The organism is Paraburkholderia tropica (assembly GCF_014171495.1).
GTDB classification, from domain to species: domain Bacteria; phylum Pseudomonadota; class Gammaproteobacteria; order Burkholderiales; family Burkholderiaceae; genus Paraburkholderia; species Paraburkholderia tropica.
Genome location: NZ_CP049134.1, coordinates 2,689,967 through 2,707,012, shown reverse-complemented (window position 1 = coordinate 2,707,012; position 17,046 = coordinate 2,689,967). Strand labels below are relative to the sequence as shown.

Annotated in this window: 15 protein-coding genes; 8 read left to right on the top strand and 7 right to left on the bottom strand. The window is 58.5% G+C overall.

Features of this window, described 5'->3' with window-relative positions; translation table 11 throughout:
• Positions 1-194: 194 nt before the first annotated feature.
• From G5S35_RS12225 to rsmA, 4 genes are all read left to right on the top strand, one after another.
• Positions 195-2,582 (top strand): LPS-assembly protein LptD, encoded by a 2,388-nt coding sequence (locus tag G5S35_RS12225; RefSeq protein ID WP_065059353.1) that lies wholly within the window; start codon positions 195-197, stop codon positions 2,580-2,582.
• 85 nt (positions 2,583-2,667) lie between these two features.
• Positions 2,668-4,038, top strand: coding sequence for a peptidylprolyl isomerase (locus G5S35_RS12220; RefSeq protein ID WP_065059352.1), 1,371 nt, complete (start codon positions 2,668-2,670; stop codon positions 4,036-4,038).
• Between the two features lie 20 nt (positions 4,039-4,058).
• Entirely contained in the window at positions 4,059-5,081 is a 1,023-nt protein-coding gene (gene pdxA, locus G5S35_RS12215; RefSeq protein ID WP_065059351.1) for a 4-hydroxythreonine-4-phosphate dehydrogenase PdxA, read from the top strand.
• Between the two features lie 23 nt (positions 5,082-5,104).
• Entirely contained in the window at positions 5,105-5,929 is an 825-nt protein-coding gene (gene rsmA, locus G5S35_RS12210) for a 16S rRNA (adenine(1518)-N(6)/adenine(1519)-N(6))-dimethyltransferase RsmA (RefSeq protein ID WP_065059350.1), read from the top strand.
• Between the two features lie 119 nt (positions 5,930-6,048).
• Here the strand turns inward: rsmA and panE are convergent, their stop codons facing one another.
• A complete protein-coding gene (panE, locus tag G5S35_RS12205; protein WP_074986776.1) occupies positions 6,049-6,999 on the bottom strand; it encodes a 2-dehydropantoate 2-reductase in 951 nt (316 codons plus the stop codon).
• Positions 7,000-7,212: 213 nt separating this feature from the next.
• On the opposite strand from panE, the gene gloA reads away from it, so the two are divergent.
• The 4 genes from gloA to G5S35_RS12185 all read left to right on the top strand — a co-directional run bounded on the left by gloA (position 7,213) and on the right by G5S35_RS12185 (position 10,325).
• Positions 7,213-7,596: a lactoylglutathione lyase gene (gene gloA / locus G5S35_RS12200; protein ID WP_027817916.1), complete on the top strand. Its 384-nt coding sequence runs from the start codon at positions 7,213-7,215 to the stop codon at positions 7,594-7,596.
• 467 nt (positions 7,597-8,063) lie between these two features.
• Positions 8,064-8,519, top strand: a complete 456-nt coding sequence (locus tag G5S35_RS12195) for a hypothetical protein (RefSeq protein WP_183038335.1) — start codon at positions 8,064-8,066, stop codon at positions 8,517-8,519.
• Positions 8,417-9,160, top strand: a complete 744-nt coding sequence (locus G5S35_RS12190; RefSeq protein WP_477644651.1) for an EpsG family protein — start codon at positions 8,417-8,419, stop codon at positions 9,158-9,160. Before G5S35_RS12195 ends, G5S35_RS12190 begins: the two co-directional genes overlap by 103 nt.
• Positions 9,135-10,325, top strand: coding sequence for a sialidase family protein (locus G5S35_RS12185; RefSeq protein ID WP_124263252.1), 1,191 nt, complete (start codon positions 9,135-9,137; stop codon positions 10,323-10,325). Before G5S35_RS12190 ends, G5S35_RS12185 begins: the two co-directional genes overlap by 26 nt.
• A gap of 100 nt (positions 10,326-10,425) precedes the next feature.
• Here the strand turns inward: G5S35_RS12185 and G5S35_RS12180 are convergent, their stop codons facing one another.
• From G5S35_RS12180 to G5S35_RS12155, 6 genes are all read right to left on the bottom strand, one after another.
• Complete coding sequence (locus G5S35_RS12180; RefSeq protein ID WP_074986774.1) at positions 10,426-11,361, bottom strand: KpsF/GutQ family sugar-phosphate isomerase; 936 nt, start codon at positions 11,359-11,361, stop codon at positions 10,426-10,428.
• A gap of 29 nt (positions 11,362-11,390) precedes the next feature.
• Complete coding sequence (gene kdsA, locus G5S35_RS12175; RefSeq protein WP_124260710.1) at positions 11,391-12,236, bottom strand: 3-deoxy-8-phosphooctulonate synthase; 846 nt, start codon at positions 12,234-12,236, stop codon at positions 11,391-11,393.
• A gap of 59 nt (positions 12,237-12,295) precedes the next feature.
• Positions 12,296-13,450, bottom strand: coding sequence for a glycosyltransferase (locus G5S35_RS12170; RefSeq protein ID WP_124260711.1), 1,155 nt, complete (start codon positions 13,448-13,450; stop codon positions 12,296-12,298).
• 113 nt (positions 13,451-13,563) lie between these two features.
• Positions 13,564-14,529, bottom strand: a complete 966-nt coding sequence (locus G5S35_RS12165; RefSeq protein ID WP_074986772.1) for a glycosyltransferase family protein — start codon at positions 14,527-14,529, stop codon at positions 13,564-13,566.
• Between the two features lie 59 nt (positions 14,530-14,588).
• On the bottom strand, positions 14,589-15,788 hold the full coding sequence (locus G5S35_RS12160) for a capsular polysaccharide export protein, LipB/KpsS family (protein WP_074986771.1): 1,200 nt from the start codon (positions 15,786-15,788) through the stop codon (positions 14,589-14,591).
• A complete protein-coding gene (locus G5S35_RS12155; protein ID WP_183038333.1) occupies positions 15,785-17,038 on the bottom strand; it encodes a lipopolysaccharide biosynthesis protein in 1,254 nt (417 codons plus the stop codon). The genes G5S35_RS12160 and G5S35_RS12155 overlap by 4 nt, the downstream gene beginning before the upstream one ends.
• Positions 17,039-17,046: the final 8 nt, after the last annotated feature.

Here is a 17,046-nt window from a genome sequence, read left to right as displayed (position 1 = left end):
CCCGCATGACGGTTCGCCCCCGCCGCACTGATGCCCAGTCCATCGTCCGATGAATTGTGAATATTGGTGCGTGCAGTTGCCTTGTACGCCTCGTTTGCCGCCGGTCCGGTTTCTCGCCCGGAGCGGCGCCGGGGCGCGAGAGGCGGCGGCCGGGACAGCGGGCAGGCGGCCGGGCCGATACGCCAAAACCATACATGCCGCCCAGACAGTTTTTCCAGACGATCTCCAACAGTGACGACGGCGTGCCGGGCAAGCGGCGGCTCATCGCGGCGCTCGTGGCCATGCCGGGTCTCGTGCCTGTGCTCGCGCACGCCCAGCTCGCGGGCGACGCCGCGCAGGCCGTGCCGCTGGACGGCGCGTGGAGTCTGCGCCTCGCGCCGCAGCTCGAGGACGTTCCGGCCGTTCCCGGCCATCGTCCCGCCACGTTCATCCTCGGCGACTCGACCACTGGCACCTCGGGCACCGACGCGGCCGTCAAGGGCGCGGCCGAGCTGCGCCAGGGCGGCAACATCGTCAAGGGCGACGCGCTGCATTACGACGTCGACACCGACATGGCCAACGCATATGGCAATGTCACCGTCGTGGAGAACGGCACCAGCTTCACCGGCCCTGAAGCGCATCTGCAGATCGGCGCGAGCGAAGGCTTCATGCCGACGCCGAAGTACCATTTTTCGATGACGGGCGGCTCCGGCAGCGCGGAGCGCGCCGACCTGCTCGACAACGAGCGCTCGGTGCTCACGAACGGCACCTACACGGCCTGCCAGTGTTCGACGAATCCCGCCTGGTACATCAAGGGCACGGAGTTCGACTTCGACACGGGCGCCGACGAAGGCGTCGCGCATAACAGCGTGCTGTTCTTCCAGAACGTGCCGATCTTCGCGAGCCCGTGGATTTCGTTCCCGCTCTCGGGCGACCGCCGCAGCGGCCTCTTGCCGCCGACGTTCTCGCTCAGTTCGACGAACGGCTATGAAATCGCGCTGCCGTACTACTTCAACATCGCGCCGAACCGCGACTTCACGTTCACGCCCGAGCTCATCACGAAGCGCGGCGTGTTCCTGCAGGGCAACTACCGGTATCTGTCGGCCAATTACTCGGGCTCGATCACCGGCACGTTCCTGCCCGACGACGCGATCACGAAGACCAACCGCTACGCGCTGTTCATCCAGCACAACCAGAACTTCGGCAACGGGTTCGGCGGTTACATCTACTACAACAAGGTCTCGGACAACACTTATCCGGAAGACCTGGCGTCGCCGGCCAACCAGTTCCTGAACGGCACCCAGCTGCTGTACCAGCAGGAAGCCGGCGTCACCTACAACAACGGACCGTGGTCCGTGCTCGGCCGCTACCAGCACTGGCAGACGCTGTATCCGTCGGTCGCGCCGTATGGCCGCGAGCCCGAGCTGAACGTGAAGTACGCGAAGTACAACGTCGGCGGCTTCGACTACGGCATGGAAGCCGACTACTCGCGCTTCCGCATCACCGAGGACGACGCGACCGAAGGCGACCGCGTCGTCTTCAATCCGTACCTGTCGTATTCGCTGATGGGGCCGGGTTACTTCGTCACGCCGAAGGTGCAGTGGCACTTCGCGTCGTACAACCTGAGCAACATCGGCACGCCGGGCACGACGTTCGGCTCGCCGGTCGGCACGCCCAAGAGCTTCACCGAATCGGTTCCCACCTTCAGCTTCGACACGGGTCTCGTGTTCGACCGCTCGGTGCATCTGTTCGGCCAGGACTACATCCAGACCCTCGAGCCGCGCCTGTACTATGTGTACACGCCTTACCGCAACCAGGAGTTCGCGCCCCTTTTCGATACCGCCGAGGCCGACTTCGGGCTCGCGGAGATCTTCACGCCGAACACCTTCGTCGGCAACGACCGCATCGCCGACGCGAACCGCCTGACGGCCGCGATCACCACGCGTTTCCTCGACCCGGCCACGGGCGACGAGCGCGCGCGTTTCGTGCTCGCGCAGCAGTACTATTTCAGCGACCAGCGCGTCACGCTCACGCAGGATCAGACGACCACGGGCGCGGCGCATTCCGACCTGATCGCAGGTATGTCGCTGAAGGTCGGGGGCGGTTTCGCGTCGGAAACTGCGTTCCAATATAATGCCGACGATAATCGTCTGGAGAAGGCGAGCGTCGGTTTTGGCTACAGCCCGGGTCCGAGCCGCGTGCTCAACGTTGCGTATCGGTACACGCGCGAGAACAACACCACGCTCGACAACCAGCCGATCAACCAGATCCTGATCTCGGCCCAATGGCCGTTTTCGCACCGGGTGTACGCGGTGGGCCGCTTCAACTACGATCTGAACGGTCACAAGATCGTCGACGGTCTGCTGGGTTTGCAGTACGACGCAGATTGCTGGGCGCTGGGCGTGGGTATCCAGCGCTACGCGAACGGGGTCAACACGACGGGCGGCAACAATTCGGCCACGCGTTTTCTCGCACAGCTCACGCTCAAGGGGCTGTCGAACGTCGACAACGGGCTGGTGGCGGCGTTCAAGGCCAGCGTGCCGGGTTACACGGCGCTGCCTGGCCAGCCGCCGTTGCCGTCGCGCTTCACGGACTATCAATGACGCGCCATCCGGTCCGATGGACCGGCACGGCGCGCAGTGGGTTGCTTAGAGACGGGCGAAGCTGCCCGCCAACTTTGGAGTATCTGTGGGAATCATGAAAAAGCTTCGACTGGCAGCGTACGCTGCGAGCCTCTTCGCCGTCGCAGGACTGTTGCCGGCCGCGCCGGCGCAAGCACAGCAACTGTCGGCCCCGGGCGGCCAGACTGTCGACACGATTGCCGCGATCGTCAACGATGGCGTGATCACGCAACGCGAACTCGACGAGCGCGCCGCGCTCATCACGCGCCGCCTGACCCAGCAGAACGCGCCGGTGCCGCCCACCGACCAGCTGCGCGCGCAGGTCCTGAACCAGATGGTGCTCGAACGCATCCAGCTGCAAAAGGCGAAGGAAGACGGCATTTCCATCGACGACGCCTCCGTGAACCGCACGCTCGAGCGCCTTGCCCAGGCCAACGGCATGGATCTCGCAACCTATCGCGCGCGCATCGAAGCCGCCGGCGTGCCCTGGTCGACGTTCACGCGCGACGCGCGCACCGAACTCACGCTCTCGAAGCTGCGCGAGAAGGAAGTGGACAGCAAGATCTCGGTGTCGGACGCCGAAGTCGCGAACTACATCGCCAGCCAGCGCGGACCGAACGCGGGCCAGCAAAGCGACCTGCACTTCGAGCACATCTTCATCAAGGCGCCGCTGAACGCGTCGGAAACCGACATCGAAGCCGCGCAGAAGAAGGCAGACGCGCTCCTGAAGGAAGCGCAGTCGGGCAGCAAGTTCTCGAGCCTCGCGAAGTCGAACTCGCAGGCGCCGGACGCCAGCAAGGGCGGCGACATGGGCTTCCTCGCACCGTCGAAGCTGCCGCAGGAATTCGTGACCGCGGCGTCCACGCTGCGTCCGGGCGAGATCAACCCTTCGGTGATCCGCACCAACGACGGCTTTGAAATCGTTCGCCTCGTCGAGCGCCGTCAGGGCCAGGGCACGAGCGCATCCGCGCCGCAACTGGTGCAGACGCACGTGCGCCACATCCTGCTGCGCGTGGGCGACGGCATGTCGGAACCGGAAGCGCGCCAGAAGCTGCTGGAAATCCGCCGTGAAGTGGCGGCGGGCGGCGACTTCGCCAAGTTCGCGCGGACCTACTCACAGGATGGCTCGGCTTCGCAGGGCGGCGACCTCGGCTGGATCAGCCCGGGCGAGACCGTGCCGGAATTCGAGCGCGCCATGAACACGCTGCAGGACGGCCAGATCAGCGAGCCGGTGCGCACCGAATACGGTTATCACCTGATCCAGGTGCTGGGCCGCCGCGAAGCCGAAGGCTCGGTTGCGCAGCAGATGGACCTCGCGCGTCAGGCCATTGGCCAGCGCAAGGCGGAACAGGCCTACGCCGACTGGCTGCGCCAGCTGCGCGACAGCGCCTACGTCGACTACAAGATCAGCGGCATGACGCCGCCGCAGCAACACTGATCGATCCAAGGACGCACGCCGTGAACGCCCCCGCTTCTTCGACTTCAGCTCCGCGGGGGCCGCGGCCGCTCCGCATCGCCATTACGACCGGCGAGCCCGCCGGCGTCGGTCCCGAACTCACCGCCGCCGCCCTCGCGGGCGCCTCGGCGCACTGGCCCGGCGCCGAATTCGTGGTGCTGGGCGATCAAACCCTCATGGCGGCGCGCGCCGCCGCGGTGGGCGTCGACTGGGCAGCCGTGCTGGCGGGCGGCAAGGTCAGCGTGGAACACGTGGCGCTCGCCGCGCCCGCGCCGGCCGGCAAGCTCGACGCCGCCAACGGTCCCTATGTGCTCGCCTTGCTCGACCGCGCCATCGACGGCGCCGTGGCACAGAATTACGACGCCATCGTCACCGCGCCGCTGCAAAAGAGCACGATCAACGACGCGGGCGTGCCGTTCACCGGCCACACCGAATATCTCGCCGAACGCACGCACACGCCGCGCGTGGTGATGATGCTCGCGGGCACCGGCGCGCGGCCGCTGCGCGTGGCGCTCGCGACCACGCATCTGCCGCTCAAGGACGTCTCGGCGGCGCTGACGATCGACGGTCTCGTCGAAACGCTGCGCATCATCGACCACGACCTGCGCCACCATTTCGGCGTGCCCGCGCCGCGCATTCTCGTCACCGGGCTGAATCCGCACGCGGGCGAGAACGGTTATCTGGGCCGCGAGGAAATCGACACCATTTCGCCCGCGCTGGCCAAGGCTGCGGCAGAGGGTATCGATGCACGCGGTCCGTATCCCGCCGACACGCTGTTCCAGCCGCGCTATCTGAAAGACGCCGACTGCGTGCTGGCGATGTTCCACGATCAGGGCCTGCCGGTCCTGAAATACGCGACGTTCGGGGAGGGCATCAACGTGACGCTGGGCCTGCCGATCGTGCGCACTTCGGTCGATCATGGCACCGCGCTCGACCTCGCCGGCACGGGCCGCGCGGACGCGGGCAGCCTGATCGCCGCCATCGACACGGCGGTTTCGATGGCGCGCCACCGGCGCACCGTCTGACCGCCGTCACTGATTTCACGAAGATGTCCAATAGCAGCAGCAAGCACCAGGGCCACTTCGCGCGCAAGCGCTTCGGCCAGAACTTCCTCGTCGACACGGGCGTGATCGACTCGATCGTCGACGTCATTCGCCCGCAGCGTGGCGAACGCATGGTCGAGATCGGGCCGGGCCTCGGCGCGCTCACCGCGCCGCTCATCGAACGCCTCGCCACGCCCGAAGCGCCGCTGCACGCGGTCGAACTCGACCGCGACCTGATCGGACGGCTCACGAAGAAGTTCGGGCCGCTGCTCGAACTGCATGCGGGCGACGCGCTCGCCTTCGACTTCGGCTCGCTTGCCGCGCCGGGCGAGAAGCCGACGCTGCGCATCGTCGGCAATCTGCCGTACAACATTTCGAGCCCGCTGCTGTTTCACCTCGCCACGTTCGCCGAGCGCGTGATCGACCAGCATTTCATGCTGCAGAACGAGGTGGTCGAGCGCATGGTCGCGGAGCCGGGCACCAAGGCGTTCAGCCGCCTCACGGTGATGCTGCAGTACCGCTACGTGATGGACAAAATGCTCGACGTGCCGCCCGAGTCGTTCCAGCCGCCCCCGAAGGTGGACTCGGCGATCGTGCGCATGATTCCGTTCGCGCCGCACGAACTGCCGAAGGTCGACGCCGCGCTGCTCGGCGAAATGGTGACGGCCGCCTTCTCACAGCGTCGCAAGATGTTGCGCAATACGCTGTCGGACTATCGCGATCGCGTGGATTTCGACGCGCTCGGTTTCGACCTGCAACGCCGTGCCGAAGACGTGCCGGTGGACGAATACGTGCGCGTGGCGCAGGCGCTCGGCAACGCGCAAGCCTGACCCAGCCGCGGTCCCGATAAAAAAGGCGCGATGGCTCTGGCCACCGCGCCTTTTGTTTTGCCACGCGTTTTGCCACGCAGTCCTGGTGTGACGTTTTTGCGCGCAGTGCGGGCCGAGGCTCAGCCTTCGCCGCGCAGCGCCTCGTAGGCCTTGAGCTGGCTATAGACGATGCGCAGCACCGACAGCTCGCTCGACGCGCGCTGCGCCGCGCCGCCGCGGCGGATCAGGTCGCCGAGGATGTGATCGGCTTCGATGCGTGAGCCGTTCTGCACGTCGCGCAGCATCGACGCCGTGAGCGACGAGCCGGTGGCGAACAGCATGCCGCGCGAGCGTTCGAGGAAGCTGTCGCGCACCGCGTGACCGTGCTCGGCCGCGATCGCGCGGCACTCGGCGAAGATGCGCTCGATGGTCGCCGCGCCGTCGGGCGTCGCGACGATTGCGCCGATGGGCGCGCGAAAGAGGCAAGTGCTGCCCGCGAGCGACGCGAGAAATACCCACTTTTCCCACATTTCCTGAAGGATGCGCTCGCTCGCCTTGATGATGAAGCCGGCGTTGCCGAAGGTATCGGCGATGGCCTGCGCACGCGCCGAGATGCCGCCGCCCAGCTCGCCGAACGTGATCGCCTGCGAGTCGTTCAGATGCACGATTTCGCGCTGCTCGTTGAGCGTGGACGCGATCAGGCAGACGCCGCCGAGCACGGCCTGGGTGCCGAAGCGCGCCTGCAGCACGTCGAGATGACGCATGCCGTTGAGCAGCGGCAGGATGGCGGTCTCGGGACCGACGGCGGCGGCGAACGAGTCGATCGCGCTGTCGAGATCGTAGGCCTTGCAACTGAGCAGCACGAGGTCGAACGGCTGCGTGCCGGGCGCTTCGAGCGCCTCGCGCGTGACCGTCTTCGGGTCGCGCAGCGTGAGATCGCCCGCGTGCGGGCTGCGGATCACGAGACCGTGCTCGCGCATCTGCGCCGCGCGCGCGTCGCGCACGAGAAACGTCACGTCGCGCCCGGCCGCGGCGAGCCGCCCGCCGAAATAGCCCCCAGTCGCCCCCGCACCTACCACCAGAATCCGCATATCGACTCCTTTCTCTCGTTGAACGCAAGCCAGACCGGACGCCGCACTCCTGCGGCGTCCGGTGAAATCGGGATGGCGAACATGCTAGAGCAAATCGGACAGGCTTGCCTGGCGCGGTGGAGCGGGGGGAGCGGGTGGGGCGGCGTCGGCAGGGGCGGCGGGATTTTGGTACAGTCCGGGTTCTGACGTTGGCAAAAAACGGAGTCCACCACAATGCGCCTGCTGCACACGATGATCCGGGTCGGCGACCTCGACCGCTCGATCAAGTTCTACACCGAATTGCTCGGCATGAAACTGCTGCGCCGCGAAGACTATCCCGATGGCAAGTTCACGCTGGCGTTCGTCGGTTACACCGATGAGCGCGACGGCACCGTCATCGAACTGACGCACAACTGGGACACGCCGTCGTACGACCTCGGCACGGGTTTCGGCCATCTGGCCGTTGAAGTCGAAGATGCCTATGCCGCGTGCGCGAAGATCAAGGAGCAGGGCGGCACCGTGGTGCGCGAAGCCGGCCCGATGAAGCACGGCACGACGGTCATCGCGTTCGTTACCGACCCGGATGGGTACAAGATCGAGTTTATTCAGAAGAAATGAGGGTGCTCGGGAGGAGGCGATTGCCTCCTTTTTTGTGATCCATATGATTCGAGATCCTAATTAAATTGATTGTGTCGATTGCCTCCCGCTAAAGCGTGCGGTACGCAAGAAGGCTGCTATGCAAGTCAGGTCTGGCGTAGAGAGCAAGCGTTGTCTTCGGAGTTCCACCGTCAGTATCTCGATTTTTCCTCGATTCTTAACGTGTTTTATGAGATTTGTTCGGCGTTTATAATTTCCAGTCAAATTTCAAGGTGGCTTCTTGAATAAAATTTCTCTCTTGGCGATGCCTAAGTTGATGTGATCTTTTTTAACAAAATTAGAATTTTAAAAATGCGATGTTGGACTATCGACTAATCGATTGTGCTTGGAGTCGTCAATCTATAAGGTGGTGTTTTTTGATATCCATCTTGTCGGTTTTTTTGACTTTTCCATTCTTGACGCTTTGCCTGATTTTATCGATATTGGTCTTGTTATCGGCCAAGTATGAATCGGGCAGGGTTGCGAATCTATCTTTTTGTCTTCTTTCGGCTGTTGTTCTTGCGCCGTTAATAGCGACCAAATTGCCATTGGATAGATTGGGAAATGACAAGGCTCAATATCTCAGTTTCATGAATATAATGGGCGCGTCTGGCGTTCGGGAGTTTTTGAAAGTCCAGCCAGAGCTACTTTCATTCTCTGCAATATTTTTGGCGTGGAAAATAGCAGGGCCCACGGATGTGGCATTCTTTCTACTGTTCGTGGTGTTTTTTTTGCTTGCGCTGTTAGCAGTATGGCGAGCCGATTATCGTGCAGTTCCACTATTCCTTATAATTACTCTGGCATCATCAGCTTTTTACTCGTCTTACGGAAACGTAATTCGTCAAGCGATGGCATTTCCATTTATTTTCCTTCTGGCTCAGGAGAAAAAAGGAAATACATGTTGATGTTCGCGTTCCTAGCGACAATTGCACATATACCGAGTCTGATGGTCACAATGCCATATGTTCTGTACCGATTTTTCGGGCGTTTGGTGATATGGCCGATTGGGGTTTTATCGGGAATCATATTTATTTTTTCAAAATTCTTTGTGCAAGGATTGTCCGTACTTGGAGGAGACGGAGGCGGCTATCTGTCAAAAAAAGCGGAAATATATACTAACTGGAATTCGTTCAGCGTCATCGGCGTTGTGATTATGACCCTGGCGATTGCCTTGGTTAATAATATAGTTTGGAAGAGAGTTTTAGGAAGTCATAAATTTGATGACGAAAGCATTGGGAGGGGGCTTGTTTATCAACTTCTTTGTTTTTCTAATTTTTGCCTATTCCCGATATTTGCAACGTTGAGCCTGTCAAAGGTGGTTGAGCGCGTATATATATATTTCTTCGTTATTTCTATATTTTATCTGTCGGTCGCGATCCCTAAAATTCGCAGCGACATGTGGAAATTCGTGGCATGTCTGGCAATCGTCGCGTACTCGGCATTCGGAATATCAAAAAATCTTCTGGCTCAAGACTTGTTGTACGGCGGGCAGACGGATAAATATGTTACCGGAAATTTGATTGAAATATATGAATTCGTTTTTTGAAGCAAGATCTTCTTTGTTTAAGTTGTTAATCATTTTTTTATGGATTTTTCCTGAGTTCGTAAGTGCGGCTCAGCGATTTCTGGTGCCAGTCGATTTCCCCGGCGTTCCTATTGCACATAGCGAAGCTCGTACTGGGATTTATCTTGGTACGCCCGCAATTCTCGTATTAGAGAAAGGGGATTATCTTGTGTCACATGATAGTTTTGGCCCCATTTCAGAGCGTAACGGTGTTGCGATTTATAAATCCCTAGACAGAGGCAAGAGCTGGAGTAAGGTCGCGCAATTGCACGATCAATATTATTCGTCCCTTTTTTTGAGCCACGGTATCCCCTATATCGTAGGGCTTAGCCGTTACGAAGGGGTCCCCGTGATTCGGCGCTCGATGGATGGTGGACGGACGTGGTCGAATCCGGTCGACGCAGACCACGGTCTTCTCGCAAGTGGGGGCAAATTTTTCTCAGCTGCAGTTCCGGTTGTAGTCGCGAACAATCGCATCTGGCACCCAATGGAAACGATCCGTTCCAACGGTGTTTGGGCAGGCGTGATGTCGGCGAGTGTAAATAGTGATTTGATGAAGGCGAGCAGTTGGACTTTTAGCGAAGGACTCGGTCCAGATCCAAACTGGCTGGGTGGAGATTTTCACGGCTGGCTGGAGGGTAACGTTGTCGTAGACCCTTCAGGCAAATTGATCGATCTCTTGCGGGTTTACTACAATGCACTTCCAGAAAAGGCTGCAATTATTTCAATCGATAGCAACGGCAAGGCACTGGTATTTGATTCCGATGGCGGCTTTATAGATATGCCTGGAGGAGGGAAGAAGTTCACAGTTCGCTACGATGCCACTTCTCGAAGCTATTGGTCGCTAACGAATGCGGTAACAGATTCAAGTTACAGTGGAACGAACTTCGAACGCGCGCGGAATACGCTTGCGCTCGTATCGTCACGTGACCTCCGTGCGTGGACCGTTTGTCGTATCGTCCTGCATAGCGACGACGAAAAGAAACACGGATTTCAATACGCCGATTGGGTTGTCGACGGGGACGATATCGTCGCCGCCGTTCGCACCGCATTTGATGATGACACTGGGGGCGCACACTCGTCGCATGATTCGAACTACATTACCTTTTTGCGCGTGTCCGAGTTTCGATCTGCACCGTGCCGGTGACAACGTGTTGTGCTCCGGCTGAGGATTTCGGCAGGGCGCGGAGGAAGCTAGCGAATGTGATCTATGGCATCGCCGATGTCTTCGCCTGCAATGCTTCGAACTATTTCCTGAACACCCCAACAATCCCTCCATCCTGAGAAACCAGCAGCGCCCCGATACTGTGTCTCTGCATCAGATCCAGTGCGTCTTCGACACGAGTCCCGCGCGGAATCATTACTGGATCGATGGACATAATGTCGGCAGCTCGACGCGCAAACAGCTGATCGCCGAAGCGTTCAATGGCGCGGCGAATGTCTCCGTCGGTGATGATTCCCCAACTGTTCCCGCGTCTGACAATCGCTAACCCGAGCCGACCTTGAGTCATCGCGCGAAAGACCTCGATCGCTTTTGTGTTCTCGTCGACGAACGGAAGATTTTCCGTGACCATCTCGTCATCGACTGTCGCGAGCAGGCGACGACCGAGCGATCCACCCGGATGGAAGCGAGCGAAATGCTCGGGTCGAAAGTCTCGCGCTCGCATTAGCGTGATTGCTAGAGCATCGCCCAAAGCGAGAGATGCTGTTGTCGACGATGTTGGCGCAAGCTGAAAAGGGCAAGCTTCACGTTCGACGCCAACATCCAGATGCGAGCGCGCGGCGCGAGCGAGTGTTGACTCTGCATTCCCGGTCATTGCGATCAGATAATTGCCGTTGCTTCTGAGAAAGGCAAGTAACTTCACAACTTCTTTGGTTTCTCCGGAATTCGATATCGCAAGAAAGATATCGGTGGGCGTTACCATGCCCAGGTCGCCATGGTAAGCCTCGCCAGGATGCATGAAAAATGCAGGCGTGCCTGTGCTAGCAAGCGTTGCTGCGATCTTGCGTCCAATAATCCCGGATTTCCCCATTCCACACACGATAACGCGACCAGACGATCGAAGAATCGCGTCAACAGAGACTTCAAATTCAGTGCCGAGTCTCTGGCGCAACGCCTCGATTGCTTCTGCTTCGAGTGAAAGCACCTCCCGCGCAATTGATGTGTAGTCGAGCTTTGACATGCTTGAGGTCCTTGCCGCTGCTTGTTTATTCATTTGATGTCGATTTTCGGTAGTCGCTTGACCACGTCGTCGATCTGCTTCATTTGCTCCAGGAACGCCTGCAAGTTGTGCAGCGGAAGCGCGCTGGGACCATCGCACAAAGCGTTGTCGGGATCGGGGTGCGCCTCCAGGAAAAGGCCACCAATTCCAGCCGCCATACCCGCACGCGCTAACTCGACGATTTGCCTTCGCCGGCCACCGGACGCGTCGTCAAGCGGATTTCGGCATTGAAGACTATGTGTCACATCGAAAATCACCGGCGCGCCGCCAGTCACCTCATCCATTTGCCGGAATCCCAGCATGTCGACGACCAGATTGTCGTAGCCGAACGAAGCACCGCGTTCGCAGATCATGACTCGGTCGTTACCGGCTTCACGACATTTGCCAACAAGATGTTTCACCTGCGGCGGGCTCATGAACTGCGGCTTCTTGAAATTGATTGCGCTTCCCGTACGCGCTGCAGCGACAACCAGGTCGGTCTGGCGTGCAAGAAAAGCAGGAATTTGCAGCACATCGGCAACTTGCGAGACCACATCAGCCTGCAGCGGCTCGTGAATGTCCGTAATGATCGGAACGTCGAATCGCGACTTGATATCGGCCAGCAACTGCAGGCCTTTTTCGAGACCGAGACCCCGAAACGAGTCCATCGAAGAGCGGTTGGCTTTATCAAACGATGCTTTGAACACATAAGGGATGCCGAGTGCGTGCGTCACCTCCTGAAAATGGCTACATACTTCGAACGCCTGTTCGCGATCGGCAAGTACGTTTAAGCCGCCAAAGAGCACGAAGGGAAGATCGTTGGCTACTTCGATATGTGCGTTAATGCGTGTTCTCAAGTTTTCACCTAAATTATTGGGCGACGGGGATGGTGTGCTTCGGCGCGATTGCGCGTCGTTCAGACAGGGCGGCGCGCAAAGGCCGTGGCATAGGTCGTCAGAAGATCGGCGAAAAATCGGTCCTCGGAAAAGCGCCTGCGCGCAACTGAACTGGCATGCGAGGCCATGTCAGCGTAGAGTTTTCTGTCGTCGAGGATCCGCGTAATGAGGATCGCTGCTTCACTTGCGTCGGTATAGATGGCTCCGTCGTGCATGTGCTGCACGACATCGACATTGCCCGCGCAGCTTGAGACGATTGGCGGCGTCCCGACGACCATGGCTTCGATAACCGATACAGGCATGCCTTCCCACGACGAAGTCGACAGATAGATTCCACTTCGGCGCACGCGCTCAAAGACGCTCTGTCTGCTCATCCATCCGGTGACTTCCACGCCAGCTTCACGCAATTCTTTCTCGAAGATCGCGTCACCTTCGCCGATCCACAGAAATTGCAACCCGCGCCCAATCAGTCTGCGCGCGATATCGGCAAAGAGGCGTGGATTCTTCTGCGTGCGAATGCCGCCAACTGTCACGACGACGCGGCGATTTGCCTGAATATTCTCTTTGGCTTCCGGTTGAGAGAGCGCCGCAACATCGACAGCGTTTTCGACGACCGTGGCTCGCTGACGCAGGCTTCTCCAAATCTCGTCACGTTCGCTTTCCGAGCAAGCGATATACGTTGCACGTTTCAGGCATCCGATGCGCTCCAGCATTACGTAGGCAAACTTCTTCATGGGCGAAATGTCGCGACGCATGAACGAGATGCAGTGGGGACTATAGAAACAGGTAGAACGCGAGCGCATCCCAAGTAGCGCCATCCTGCCAATGAATCCGGCAAACGACGAATGGAGATGCACGATATCCGGATCGAGACGGGAGAAGTACGCGCGTAGCTCCATAATCGATTTGAACGATCTGGAACCGTTCATCTGGATGCGCGTCAACGTGATGCGTGAATCAAACAGTTCTCGCAAGTTCTTCGGCGTGTCTTCTCGAATTGAGTAGATGATATGGACGACATGGCCTTCGCGAGCGAGCCGGTTTGCGATAAGGCACACCATTGACAGGGTGCCGGTTGCCGTCGATTCGACAACGTGCACAACCTTGAGCGGGCGTACTTCCATGCTGCTACCAGCTAACACCGAGACCACCAATCCACGCGGTAGGTGGTCCATTGATGATATCGGGAGAGAAAAATTCAATAAAATAAATAAGCATAACGAATAGTAAAGAACATAAAAATGTAGATTCAATATCGCTAAATATATAAGTTCTACGCTGAGACGCGTTAGCGTGCACAGGCGAGTGCGGCGACAATTCGTGCTTCAATTCCCGATCGCTCAATGATTCGATCCCAGCGAAAACTCTCCATTACGCGCGAGTCGTTGGGCGCAAGCCGCTTCAGTGCGTCGCGATCGAGATTGCGGAAAACGTAAGGACCCGTGACATGGCATGAGATGCCAAGCGCGCGGGCGGTCGTGATGTTCGACGGTGAGTCGTTACAGACGATGCGTTTTCCGAGTGCGGCGTATTCGAGCAGCTTCGTAGGCGCTTGAACGTTATAAGGCCGTGAGTACGGTATCGTCGAGACAGCGAATGTGCTTCTCCTGACAAAAGACAATGCTTCGCGTTGAGAGAGTTTCCCTGTGAACGTAATCCAGGGAGATGAACCGAATGCACTCGCAATATCTCTCTCGACATCGCCCACCAGAACGATCGATTCGTCTGCAAAACGGGATGCGGAGAAATCCGACAACATGCGATCGATTCGGCGCTCCTGCGTAATTTCACCGATATAGCAATAAGTCGCTGCAGGCACGCTCTCGTCAATTGGATCGTCATTGAGCGAGAAGATCCAGTCGGGAACGCCCATTGGCAGGATCAGTGTGTCCTCGTCGCCTGGTTGCATCAACTCCATCATCTCCGGCGTCTGGTAAATGCAGATGTCCGGGCGAGACTGGAGCCGGCGTTTGATGATGTCCTTGAGTACGACATGCTTGCCGACCGATAGTGAGCGATAGTCGTGAATGACGCAGCGCGCCACGGCACTACGCCAATAAAAGCCCATAATGCACCACAGTATCGTTTCACGGCGCTCACCGAGCGGGCGCTTCAAATATTGCTCGATCGTTCCTGTCAGGACTTGGTGTCCTCGCGCAGAAAAGAAACTCGTGTACGCAGCGAGCTCAGGGTAATTAGCCTTTCCCGGATGGACGATGAAGATTGGATTCGGATATTGTTCTTTGGCGTTCATGTAGCCTCGTGCTTTCTTGGGTGTCCGGAAAGGAAATACCTTCGCGGTTACAAATTGGCTTAATCGGTAGGTAATCCGAGTAGCGCGACGGCAGCAGCAGGCGGGATCGGACCGTGGCCAAAGTAATCAATACCGTCCACGAGAAAGCGGTGGATGTATTTGAGGAGACGTGCTTCGTCAAAGTCACGATAGACGGCTCGTCCGAGGCACGTGACTGGCTTGCTGTACAGGAGCGCTTCGAGACCCACAGTCGAGTTGATGGTCACCACCCGCGCCGCATGTTTGAGCAGTTCGATCGTTGGGTTGTCGACGAGTTGGAATCCGAGTGCGTCGCGTTTGGCGATCACATCGGCAATACTTTGGCGATTGCGTTCGGCAGGATGGAGTTTGACGAGCAGTTCCCTGCTTTCCTGGCGTGCGATTGTCTGTGCCAGCTCGATTGCCTGGAGATTGTCGACGTCAGAGTTCAGTTGTATTTGCGTATCGCCCGAAACTTGTAGTGGCAGAAAGACGTAATTGCGCGTCAGCAATTCTTGTAACGCAATTCTCTGTGCGTCAGCGAATCCCGACACCAATCCCATGCCGCGCGAGACACGCTGTCTAAGCACGACGCCGGATGTGATCGACTTGATGGCGTAGTTCACGGTCGATGCAATACGATGCGTTGTCAGACGGCGAGCTTGGGGTAAGGGGCGAGCCTTGTAGGACTCGTAATGCGCGAGCCAGGCATCGTGTTCCGCGCGATCTACTGCGGGAAAGCGATCGATGATCGACGTGTCATTTGCAATGCTCGACTGTGCGTTCACGCCGAGTGGATCTACGAAGAGCTTGTCCGGCAGATTCGAGATTTCGAGAAAACGTACGGGAATCGAGTGCGAGCGGCAGACGCTGGCGACAACGCGTCCGACCAATTGTTGGCCATTCCAGATCAGACAGCGCTCAACCTCGAAGCGGGCAAACTCAGAAGTGACGCGGGCTAGCATTGCCGAAGCGTCGCGTTGGGCGCGTTCGATCGGCAGGTCGCCGTTGAGAACTTCAATCGCTGTCCCATAGAGCGAAGCGTCGATCGCCTCGTGGTTGAGCTCCGAACTCAGAGCCGGTCGATGTAGATAAATTGATTGATAGCCTGATGCTCTGGTCATCAGAAAGGCAAGGGGTTCGCTAGTCAGGAAGAGCAACGCGGCACGATTTCGCGCCGCTGCAGCAACGCGCAGAAAGAATCGCGCGCGCTCAAGCGAGTCGATGACAATAACAATCATGTTTGCGATAAATCTGGTTGACCGGTTCGGGAGATTGCTGGTGACTGGTTACGGACCGCGCGCACTGTGAGTGCGATGCCGATCAACATCACGCCGCTTCCAGCGAGCGCGAATGTGAGAACGCTCTGTTGAGCCGAAAGTGCCGCAGTCTTCGCTGTAGCAAGCGCAACCAGCAGGACAACCGCAGTCAGGAGTTGAAAGAGGAAATCCGTGCGCTGTACTTTCAGCACGAGGAAGATCTGGGATAGCGGGATGTAGAGGATTTGCAGGGCAAAAAGTGGTACGAGACAACGGAAGAAAGTCGCCGTTATTGACCATTGGCGCCCGAACAGAATGTCGACGAAGAAAGGGAACAGCAGTAACGAGCCTGCAACATAGATAAGCGACAGTGCAGCGAGCGCACGCGCGTACGTTACGTACACGCTTTTGAGCGAAGCGGTGGCGTCACGGTGCGTGGCCGCACTGAGCGAATCGCGTCTGAATACGCCGCCGAGGCTTTGTCCGATGAGCGAGACGGGAAAAAAGCCGAAGCGATAGGCAGCGGCAAAGTATCCAGCATTGGTTGCACCAAACCAGAGCGGGAAGACGATCGTGAGTGAATAGGTGAGCACTGATCCGCATAGCGTCGACGGCAGAATGAACTTCGCAAATCGTCGATTCGTAACGAAGAAAAGGGGTGAGAAGGCGAACGAGCGGCTTTGCCGGTTGCCTTGCGCGGCGATCATCGCAGCCGTCGCGATTGCCGCGACAAGATTAATCGCTGTATAGATCGTGAACGGTGAAGTGTCATTGAGGAAGCCAAGCTGGAAATGTGCGAGCAGCAGGAGCAGAAAAGCCAGATTGACCGCTATGCGGTAGAGACTGATCAAGCCATAGCGGCGCAGGCTGTTGAGATAGAAATTCGATGCCTGCTGGATAAAGTAGCCCAGCGCGAAGAAACCGAGCGACAGATAGGTCGCGTAACCGCACAGAACCGTCATCACCTCGAGTACGACAAACATCGAGAAGCCGAGCGCGAGGACATGGAGGTAACTGCCGAATGCGCGAACTGGGTCGTCATCGACGCACGCGAGTTCGAAGCGCAGCGCGAGCAGCGTGCCGGCGAACATGCCGACAGCGACCGATGTATTGAATTTGCCGAGAACGTCCGGGCCACCTTCTCGTCCGATCAATGCCACGCATAGAAAGAAGACGAGTTGACCACCCAGAACGCCAGCTAGCGAGACGATGGAGTCCCTTGCGCGAATCATGTGACCGT